The sequence below is a fragment of the Deltaproteobacteria bacterium genome (assembly GCA_022340465.1).
GTDB lineage: Bacteria > Desulfobacterota > Desulfobacteria > Desulfobacterales > B30-G6 > JAJDNW01.
The window spans coordinates 1-9,387 of record JAJDNW010000048.1 but is presented as its reverse complement, the minus strand read 5'-3'; the positions used below and the strand labels follow the sequence as shown (position 1 = coordinate 9,387).

Annotated in this window: 9 protein-coding genes; 5 read left to right on the top strand and 4 right to left on the bottom strand. The window is 55.4% G+C overall.

What is annotated here, in order from left to right; genetic code table 11:
• On the bottom strand, window positions 1-839 hold an 839-nt coding region (locus tag LJE94_07965), incomplete at its 3' end, for a histone (protein ID MCG6910043.1).
• Between the two features lie 330 nt (window positions 840-1,169).
• On the opposite strand from LJE94_07965, the gene larE reads away from it, so the two are divergent.
• The 4 genes from larE to LJE94_07945 all read left to right on the top strand — a co-directional run bounded on the left by larE (window position 1,170) and on the right by LJE94_07945 (window position 3,992).
• Window positions 1,170-1,982, top strand: coding sequence for an ATP-dependent sacrificial sulfur transferase LarE (larE, locus tag LJE94_07960; protein MCG6910042.1), 813 nt, complete (start codon window positions 1,170-1,172; stop codon window positions 1,980-1,982).
• Window positions 1,979-2,620: a LysE family translocator gene (locus tag LJE94_07955; protein ID MCG6910041.1), complete on the top strand. Its 642-nt coding sequence runs from the start codon at window positions 1,979-1,981 to the stop codon at window positions 2,618-2,620. The genes larE and LJE94_07955 overlap by 4 nt, the downstream gene beginning before the upstream one ends.
• An 88-nt stretch (window positions 2,621-2,708) precedes the next feature.
• Window positions 2,709-3,119 carry a DUF134 domain-containing protein gene (locus LJE94_07950; GenBank protein ID MCG6910040.1) on the top strand — a complete coding sequence of 137 codons (411 nt, stop codon included), beginning with the start codon at window positions 2,709-2,711 and terminating at the stop codon, window positions 3,117-3,119.
• A 30-nt stretch (window positions 3,120-3,149) separates the two neighbouring features.
• On the top strand, window positions 3,150-3,992 hold the full coding sequence (locus LJE94_07945; protein ID MCG6910039.1) for an Mrp/NBP35 family ATP-binding protein: 843 nt from the start codon (window positions 3,150-3,152) through the stop codon (window positions 3,990-3,992).
• A 172-nt stretch (window positions 3,993-4,164) separates the two neighbouring features.
• On the opposite strand, the gene LJE94_07940 is transcribed toward LJE94_07945, so the two are convergent.
• The 3 genes from LJE94_07940 to LJE94_07930 form a co-directional block, all read right to left on the bottom strand.
• Window positions 4,165-4,767 (bottom strand): YfaZ family protein, encoded by a 603-nt coding sequence (locus LJE94_07940; GenBank protein ID MCG6910038.1) that lies wholly within the window; start codon window positions 4,765-4,767, stop codon window positions 4,165-4,167.
• 203 nt (window positions 4,768-4,970) lie between these two features.
• Window positions 4,971-5,696: a metallophosphatase family protein gene (locus tag LJE94_07935; protein ID MCG6910037.1), complete on the bottom strand. Its 726-nt coding sequence runs from the start codon at window positions 5,694-5,696 to the stop codon at window positions 4,971-4,973.
• Window positions 5,697-5,777: 81 nt separating this feature from the next.
• Window positions 5,778-6,551: an A24 family peptidase gene (locus LJE94_07930; protein ID MCG6910036.1), complete on the bottom strand. Its 774-nt coding sequence runs from the start codon at window positions 6,549-6,551 to the stop codon at window positions 5,778-5,780.
• A gap of 282 nt (window positions 6,552-6,833) precedes the next feature.
• Between LJE94_07930 and lon the strand changes: the two genes are divergently transcribed.
• Window positions 6,834-9,215: an endopeptidase La gene (gene lon / locus LJE94_07925; GenBank protein MCG6910035.1), complete on the top strand. Its 2,382-nt coding sequence runs from the start codon at window positions 6,834-6,836 to the stop codon at window positions 9,213-9,215.
• The last annotated feature ends 172 nt before the right edge of the window (window positions 9,216-9,387 follow it).

Below are 9,387 nucleotides of genomic sequence, written 5' to 3'. Positions count from 1 at the left end.
GAGGCTTTTTCGGCAGCGGCTTTTTCGGCGGCGGCTTTTTCGGCAGCGGCTTTTTCGGCGGCGGCCTTTTCAGCGGCGGCCTTTTCGGCAGCGGCCTTTTCGGCGGCGGCCTTTTCGGCAGCGGCTTTTTCGGCAGCGGCTTTTTCGGCGGCGGCCTTTTCGGCGGCGGCTTTTTCGGCGGCGGCTTTTTCGGCAGCGGCTTTTTCGGCAGCGGCCTTTTCGGCGGCGGCTTTTTCGGCGGCGGCTTTTTCGGCAGTGGCCTTTTCAGCGGCGGCCTTTTCAGCGGCGGCCTTTTTCAGGGTTTCATAGTCATATTTCTGAAGCAAAAGGGATTGCAGACGCCGGGCTTCCTGCTCATCGGCCACATCGACAATCGGCGGCGCTTTGAAATCGTCCGGGTCCCGGCGCTCAACGGTTATCTTGGCCGGTTTCACCGGTTTCCACAGCGTAAACTTCTTGAGTGTCAGTTCTCTGATGGTTGGTTTTTTCGCGGCCTTCTTCTTAGAGGGTGATGCGGCTTTTTTCACAGCTGCTCCTCTTTTGGCCGTGGATTTCGGTTTGGTTGCCGCCTTGGCCTTGGGAGCAGTCTTTTTCGAGGCGGCTTTGGTCGATTTTGCCGCGGTTTTGGCTTTGCTCTGTGTTTTGGCCTTGGCGGTATTCTTTTTCTTGCTCCCGCCTGCGCTTTTGGCCTTTTTGGGAGCGGCAGCGCTTTTGCGGGATTTGGCGGTTGATTTCCCGGCCGCTGTCGACTTTTTTTCTTTTACGCTGCCGTCGTCATCATTTTCTTTTGCCGAGCGCTTCTTTTTGGCTGTGGATTTGATCAAGCTGTCTTTTCCCATGAAAAACCCCTTTGAAATTACGAATAAATTGGCGTATAGAAACCCACGAACGCATACACATGGCCATTTGCGCGGTTTTACAGGCTGCCGGGCATTTGCCGGACCAATGTTAAACGGGGCACGGCGCCTGCCGTTAATGAAGGGTACATAAAATATCAGCCTAGATTTGTAAACCCCAAAATCAGCGGCCCTCATTAGAGCCGAAGGCATGAAAAAGGCTCCCCGAGGGGGTTTTATCCCCCGTCGACGCTGATTTGCTTCAAAAGGGGTGAGGGGTGTGAACCGGGATGTCGTTCAATGGTTTGCGCGCAAGGCATGGTGGCGACTTGAATGAGAGATATAGCTGAAAAAAAGGCGCAGCTGGTTTCCGTCCTTTCCGGTATGGATTCGCTTCTGGCGGCCTTCTCGGGAGGTGTCGACAGTACGCTTTTGACTGCGGTCGCCGCGGAGGTTCTGGGGGACAACCTTCTGGCGGTCACGGCGTGTTCCGCCGTTCACCCCCGGCGTGAAATCCGGAATGCCTGTGAAACGGCACAGCGCCTGGGCGTCAGGCACATGACGATTCGATCCGGAGAAATGGCTGATTTGGCGTTCAAACGCAATCGACCGGATCGGTGTTATCGCTGCAAAACCCTGCTGTTTCGACGGCTGTTGGAAATTGCCGCCGACAATCATATCGAGCATGTGGCCCATGGTGCCAATGTGGATGACCTGCAGGATTACCGGCCCGGGTTTAGAGCCGCCGAGGAGCTGCATATCAGGGCGCCCCTCGTCGATGCCGGTTTTACCAAGGCGGACATCCGTGCGCTCGCCAGAGAGATGGGTCTCGACGCGTGGGACAAGCCGGCAATGGCCTGTTTGGCATCCCGTATCCCTTACGGCACCGTGCTGACGGTAGAGGCCCTTGCCATGGTCGAGAAAGCCGAGGCATTGTTGCAGCGTCTCGGATTCCGCCACTGCCGCGTGAGGCATCACGGCAGCGTGGCCAGAATTGAAATTCCCGCATCCGAGCTGCCTGCTGTGATCGGAGAAGCGGTGGCCCCGGAACTCGTTCGCGGGCTGAAGGCCATTGGATTCGATCATGTCGCCGTGGACCTGGAGGGATACACCCAGGGCAGCATGAACCGGGGGATTGCATCGTGAGTCCGGCGGGTGGCAACCCCGAGGTGTCCTTCCTGATTTCAGGTCTTGTTCTGGGGGTGAGCGCCGGGATCTCCCCGGGGCCGCTGCTGACGCTGGTCATGACCCAGACATTGAAGCATGGCATCGGGGAAGGGATCAAGGTGTCCCTGGCACCGCTTTTGACCGACCTGCCGATCGTCTTACTCGCTCTTTTCGTGCTGCACCGACTCACCGCCCTCGACACCGTGCTGGGATGCATCGCTCTTTTCGGCGCCGGTTACCTGTTTTACCTTGGCTATGAAAGCATGACGTTCGGCGGTGCGGATTTCACGGCGCGCTCCGAAGCACCCCACTCGTTCAAGAAGGGCATTGTGGCCAACTTCCTGAACCCCAATCCTTACATGTTCTGGTTCGCCATCGGCGGCCCCCTGGTGCTGAAGGCTTTCTCGGCTAGCACGATGGCCGTTTTGGTGTTCATGGCGGCGTTTTACCTGCTGCTGGTGGGGGCCAAGTGCGTGGTGGCTGTCGTTGCGGGCAGTTCCCGCCATTTCCTGAAAAGCCGCCTCTATGTATACACCGTCAGGGGGCTCGGGATCGTCCTGTGCGTTTTCGGTTTTATTTTCGCGAAAGACGCGTTTCATTACTTCGATTGGCTATGACCTGGTCAGAGTTCAGGTATGAAATTTTGACAAACATACTTGGATGTATTACGTTGCCTTACGAGCATATGCTCAATATGGAGGAGAGATGGTAAGGCCGAAAAAAAACCGTCTGGTGGGGTTCAATCCAAAAATCAATTATTTCAAGCCCAGAGGCATTCCCGTGCTTGACTTGGATGAAGTCTGCCTTACGGTTGATGAACGGGAAGCCATACGTCTCGCGGACCTTCTGGGGCTGTCCCATGCAGAGGCCGGAGAAAAGATGGGCGTATCCAGGGCCACTTTCGGCAGAATTGTACAACAAGCGAGGAATACGGTTGCCGATGCCATCATCAACGGCAAGGCCGTGCGGGTGGAAGGCGGTAACTATGAACTGGTGGAAGGAAACAGAACCTTTGTCTGCCATAACTGCGAGCATACCTGGGAGGAGCCCTTCGGCACCGGACGGCCGGAAAAATGCGATGTGTGCGGCGGCAGAGAATTTCATCGACACGTATGAAAACCTATTATCAAAAGGAGATACACGCTCATGGTAGAGATTCACAACAGCATGGATGAAGCCAAGAAAAAAGCCGACCCCCGGGCGGAGCAGGATGCAGCCGTAGCGATGTCGCTTTCGAAAATAAAGAACAAACTGGTTGTCATGAGTGGCAAGGGCGGCGTCGGCAAGACAAGCACTTCCGTCAACCTGGCTATTGCCCTCGCCAAGAAGGGTTTCAAGGTCGGGATCATGGATGTGGATTTGCACGGGCCGGATGTTCCCCGGATGCTGGGGCTGGACGGCATGCTCGGCTTGAGCGAGAACCAGAAACTGGAACCCATGAGCTGCACTGAAAACCTCAAAGCCGTTTCCATCGAATCTCTGACCAACAGCAAGGACGATGCCATCATCTGGCGGGGCCCCATCAAGTTTTCGGCCATCAAGCAGTTCATCGGCGATGTCGAGTGGGGAAACCTCGATTTTTTAATCATCGACTCCCCTCCGGGAACCGGTGACGAACCGTTGACGGTTGCCCAGACCATACCGGATGCCAAGGCGGTGATTGTCACGACGCCTCAGGAGGTTTCGCTTGCGGACGTGCGTAAATCGATCAATTTCTGCAAAACCGTCAAAATGGAAATATTCGGTCTCGTGGAAAACATGAGTGGATTCGAGTGTCCGCACTGCCATGAGACCGTGGATATTTTCGGCTCGGGAGGCGGAGAACGCACCGCGGCCGCAGCAGGTATCCCATTTTTGGGCAGGGTTCCTTTCGATCCGAAAGTGGTCACCTGCGGCGATACGGGCACGTCGATTCAGACCGAGTACGACAATTCGCCGGTTGCCAATGCGATCAAAGCCATTGCCGACAAGGTCGCGGAATTAGCCTAACAAATTTTCACGGTTCACGGAATACGGATCAGGGCGCAGGGCCCAGGGCTCAAGGAGCAGACCGCTCAACGCATGATGCCTTGAAATTGCCTTGGGCCTTATGCCTTGCGCCATACGTTTCACATCTCACAACGATAAAAAAGTACCCTCGATCCCGATGAATCAAAGCTTGTTAGAAGGTGAGCCGCAGGCCTATGTAGAAGGCATCGGTGTTCAGGGTGTCGGAGGTACCGCCCTCTTTGAAGTCGATGCGCATGGCCCGATAACCGGCTACGACAGCGGCGCTTCTGACGATGTAGGCCCGGATACCGGTATCGAAATCCACATAGGACGTGGTGTCGCTAAAGCTCAGGGGATCGGGAGAACCGTTGAATGCGGCATATATCAGAACGGGAAAGTTGAGATAAATCTTTCTGAAGTCGTATTCTCCCAACAGTGAAAAGCCGATGGCGGCCACATCGTAGTCGGAATCGGAGACGTCCGCCCGGCCCGCAACCCCTTTGAATCCCAGCCCCAGCGTCAGGGCCGGGAAAAAAACCTCGTCCTTGAGAGCGATGTGCAGATCGCCGATGGTATAATCATCACCGCCGAATATGATCCCGCCCCCCCCGCTCAGGACCGCTCCAAAGTTTTGGGTGTCGTATTCCACTACGCCGGCGACCTCATCGGCATTGGCGTTGATTTCAACCGCCGTCGAGCCGGCCTGCGCCGAGGCCGTAAAAAGAAAGAATATCACTATCGTGAATAGTACCGGTCGGTTTTTTTTATTACACATGCAAAATCCCCTTTACCCTGCTGGTGCGGTCGCGTTTCATGATCAAGAATCGGAGAAGATCGCTGGCATTGCTTCAATGTTGCAACCTTGAGAATCACTACCAAATGTACGGCCCCAAAGCAAACCCAAAAACGTACGCGCATGCCCGCGGCGCGGTTTCCGGCTGTCGATGATTGGGCCAAAAGATATTTTGGAGACAGCTTTTACCACAACCTTGCGGCATGCACTTCCGGTAACCCGGCTTCCACTATTTTATTGCTCACCCTGGCGATGTGATAGGGCACAAAGCGGACATCCACACTGTGGTCGTCGAGGTCCCAGATAAGGTACTTGGCACTGTTGTCTCCGTCCCGGGGCTGCCCGACGCTGCCGGTGTTGATAATATACGTTTTATCCGCGGACAACGTTACCGGGCCCCGCTCGAGAGGGGCCCGGATGACAGTGTCGCCGTCATGGCTTGCGATAGCCATTTTATGCGTGTGGCCCACGAAACAGATTTTTTCATCCAGTTTTTTAAGAGCGCTTAAGAGCCCCTTGTCGTCAATTTGGAACAGGTAGATGATAACCGAATCCGGGGGGAACCCATGAACGAACCGGCTGCCGTGCATGGTAATGAAGGGTTTGAGTCTGGCGATAAAATCCATGCTGTCTTCGGACAGCCAGGGGATGGTGGTGAGGATGGATTGCCTGGCTGCTGGATTGAACCACTTCAGGTAGGAGGGGTCGATGACGGCCAACTCATGGTTGCCCATAATCGTGGGTATTCCCCGGGATTTGATCAACTGGACGACGGCTTCCGGTTCGGGGCCGTAGCCGATCATGTCGCCCAGGCACACCGTGGTATCCACATCGGATTTTTTAATATCACCAAGCACCTCGCCCAGGGCTTCCATGTTGCCATGAATGTCGGAAATAACGGCAATTCTCATGGTGACACCACGTATGATCCGCTTTAATCCCTATTAGCTGAAGCGCTTAGTTTAGGTTCAAGTGTCTGGCAGGCACTTGATTCAGCCCAGGGTATGTAGATACCAAAAAATGAGTTCGTTGCCAAAAAAAAGGTAAATGATGGCCCCGAGGGACAAAAAGGGTCCGAAGGGTATCGCCATTTTCATGGTTTTACGGGATTTCAGCATCGCCAGGATGCCGACCAGCGTTCCGATTGCCGAGGCTGCGAAAATGGTCAGCAGAACCCCGTGCCAGCCGATGAAGGCGCCGATCATGGCCAGGAGCTTGATGTCGCCGCCGCCCATGCCCTCTTTGCCGGTGAAACGGTCGTAGCTCCAGGCGACCAGGTACAGGATGCCCCCGCCTGCCAGAATGCCGATGAGGGCATCGACGGTATTCAGGGACGGGATCATGAAGGAGGCGGCGACCCCCGCCGGAATTCCGGGCAGAGAAATGACGTCGGGAATAATGCGATGGTCGAGATCGATGAAGGTGATCACCAGAAGGGCGGCGATGAAGAGGTAGTAGATACCTCCCGTGACGGTCGGCCCGAAACGGAGGTATGTGCAGACGGCCATGCATCCGCCCAGAAGTTCGACCAGCACGTAGCGGAAGGCGATCGGGGTTTTGCAGGTTCGGCACTTCCCCCGCAGCAGGAAATAACTCAGTACCGGGATATTGTCATAAAATCGAATCGCTGACCCGCAGCGCGGGCAGGACGAAGGCGGGTGAACGATCGATTGCCCCGCTGGCAGGCGCAGGATACATACATTCAGAAAACTGCCGATACAAATTCCAAAGATAAAGATCGTTATTTCAACAAGATAATTCAACAGTACCGTCTCTCTGCCGCCACCGGAACGGGGCACGGGGTTATAGCGCTTGCTTCGGGCGTACGGACACCGAAATCTCGCGGGCAGGCCGCCGCCGGATATACCCGATTACACGGCATCTATGCCATAGAATGTCAAATTTGTAAATAATAATAAATATTTCGGCAAGCATGACGAGAAAAGGTCAATCTGCATCGGTGACCGCTTAATGGTGGTTGTCAAAAGGAAAATCGGTCTTATAATACAAGCAAAGTTGTGCCGAACGCTAATAGGGATGGAGTAAAAATGGCTGAAACCGATAAAGACGATTTAATCAGCATCATCGAAGATGAAGGTCTGGATGATGAAATTCCCACGACACTGCCCCTGATGCCGGTCAGGGATGTGGTGATTTTTTCAGATATGTTGCTGCCGCTGTTCGTGGGACGGGAGCGGTCTGTACGTGCGGTGGAAGAGGCGGTGTCGAAAAACCGTTTTCTCGTTGTCGTCACCCAGAAGGACGCCGGGACGGAAGCGCCCGGCCCGGAAGAGTTGTACAACGTGGGCACCGTGTGCAGGATTCTGCGAATGCTGAAGCTTCCCGATGGCCGCGTCAAGGCGCTGGTACAGGGGATTGTCAAAGCAAAGGTTCTGAAATACTTGCGTAAAAGGTCCTTTTACCGTGTGAAGATAGAGACCATTGAAGAGAAGCCTGCCGGTAACGCGGATGTTGAAACCGAGGCCCTCATGCGCAATATCCGCGAGCATTCCGAGAAGATTCTGGCCTTGAGGGGCGAGTTGACCGGGGATGTGAGCGCCATCCTGGACAGCATCGACGATCCGGGCAAATTGGCCGATCTGGTAGCCTCCAACCTGCGGTTGAAAATAGAGGAATCACAGGTGCTGTTGGAACTGACGGATCCCATGGAGCGCCTGCGCAAGGTCAACGATTTGATTATGCGCGAAGTTGAGCTGTCCGCCATGCAGGCCAAAATTCAGTCCGACGTCAAGGACGAAATATCAAAGAGCCAGCGCGATTACTTCCTCAGAGAACAGGTGCGGGCCATTCACCGTGAATTGGGAGAGGATGACGACAGGGTACAGGAGGCAATCGCTTACAAACGCAAAATCAAGCGGGCCAAAATGTCCAGGGAGGCCGAAAACGAGGCCTTGAAACAGCTCAAACGCCTGGAGCAGATGCATCCGGAATCGGCGGAATCGGCGGTGGTGAGAACCTACCTGGATTGGCTGGTCGAACTTCCCTGGAGCAAGTCGACACGGGATGTGATCGACATCAACAAGGCCAAAAAGGTGCTCAATCAGGACCACTACGGGTTGAACACCATCAAGGACCGCATCCTCGAATATTTGAGCGTGCGCAAGCTGAACAAAAAAACCAAGGGACCCATCCTCTGTTTCGTGGGCCCGCCGGGGGTCGGCAAGACCTCCCTGGGGCAGGCCATTGCCAAGGCCATGCAGCGCAAGTTCATACGTATCTCGTTGGGAGGCATCCGCGACGAGGCGGAAATCCGGGGACACCGACGGACGTATATCGGTTCGCTGCCCGGGAGGATTCTGCAGGGCCTGAAACAGGTCGGTACGAAAAATCCCGTATTCATGATGGATGAGATCGATAAGTTGGGCGCCGATTTCAGGGGGGATCCCTCTTCGGCCCTGCTGGAGGCGCTCGATCCGGAACAGAATACGGCATTCAGCGATCATTATCTGAACCTGCCTTTCGATTTGTCGTCCGTGATGTTCATCCTGACGGCCAACATCACCGACACGATTCCATCCGCCCTTCTCGACCGCATGGAGGTCATCAACCTTTCGGGCTACACGGAGGAAGAGAAGAAAATCATTGCGACAAGGCACCTTTTGCCGCGTCAGATAAAGGAGAACGGGCTTAAGAAAAAAAATGTTTCCCTGAGTCCCGGTGCGCTCACCCAGATTATCAACGAGTATACCTCCGAGGCCGGTCTGAGAAATCTCGAACGCGAACTGGGGACACTGTGCCGCAAGATAGCCAGGAAAACAGCCGAAGGCGACAAGCGCAGGCACGTGATTACACGTGGCAACGTTCACAAATACCTGGGGGTGAGAAAATTTTATCCCGAAATGGACCAGGAGGAGAGCCAGGTGGGACTGGCTACGGGCCTGGCCTGGACGCAGGTCGGTGGGGAGGTGCTTTACGTGGAGGCATCGATCATCGGCGGCAAGGGCGACCTGATCGTTACCGGGCAGATCGGGGATGTCATGCAGGAATCCGCAAGAGCCGCGCTCAGCTACACGCGTGCCAGTTTCAAGTCGCTGGGCGTGGAAGAGGGGACCCTCGACAATCTGGACGTCCACATCCATGTGCCGGCAGGCGCCATTCCCAAGGACGGGCCGTCGGCCGGCATCGCCATGGCCACGGCTCTCGTTTCGGTGCTTACGGAACGGAAGATAGACAAATACGTGGCCATGACCGGCGAGATCACCCTGCGCGGAAGGGTACTGCCCATTGGAGGCTTGAAGGAAAAGGCGTTGGGCGCCCTGCGGGCCGGCATTCACACGGTAATCATTCCGGAAAAAAACAGAAAGGATCTGGCGGAGATACCGGCTAACGTGAAACGCAAGCTCAAATTCATACCTGTGCGGCAGATGGATGAAGTGCTGGATATCGCTCTCGAAACGGACAGCCGATGAGAATTCTGGCCGTGGATACCGCGACGATGAGCTGCAGCGTGGCCGTCGTCGACGACGGGAGGCTCAAGGCCGAAATTACCCATGCGTCGGGCACCACGCACGCGCGGCATCTGATGACCATGGTCGATATGGTTCTCGATCTGGCGGGCATGTCGGTGCGTGATGTGGACGG

Coding starts and splice junctions, on each gene's coding strand:
- LJE94_07950 (MCG6910040.1), top strand. CDS start 2,709: ATGGTAAGGCCGAAAAAAAACCGTCTGGTGGGGTTCAATCCAAAAATC.
- LJE94_07940 (MCG6910038.1), bottom strand. CDS start 4,767: ATGTGTAATAAAAAAAACCGACCGGTACTATTCACGATAGTGATATTC.
- LJE94_07945 (MCG6910039.1), top strand. CDS start 3,150: ATGGTAGAGATTCACAACAGCATGGATGAAGCCAAGAAAAAAGCCGAC.
- larE (MCG6910042.1), top strand. CDS start 1,170: ATGAGAGATATAGCTGAAAAAAAGGCGCAGCTGGTTTCCGTCCTTTCC.
- LJE94_07935 (MCG6910037.1), bottom strand. CDS start 5,696: ATGAGAATTGCCGTTATTTCCGACATTCATGGCAACATGGAAGCCCTG.
- lon (MCG6910035.1), top strand. CDS start 6,834: ATGGCTGAAACCGATAAAGACGATTTAATCAGCATCATCGAAGATGAA.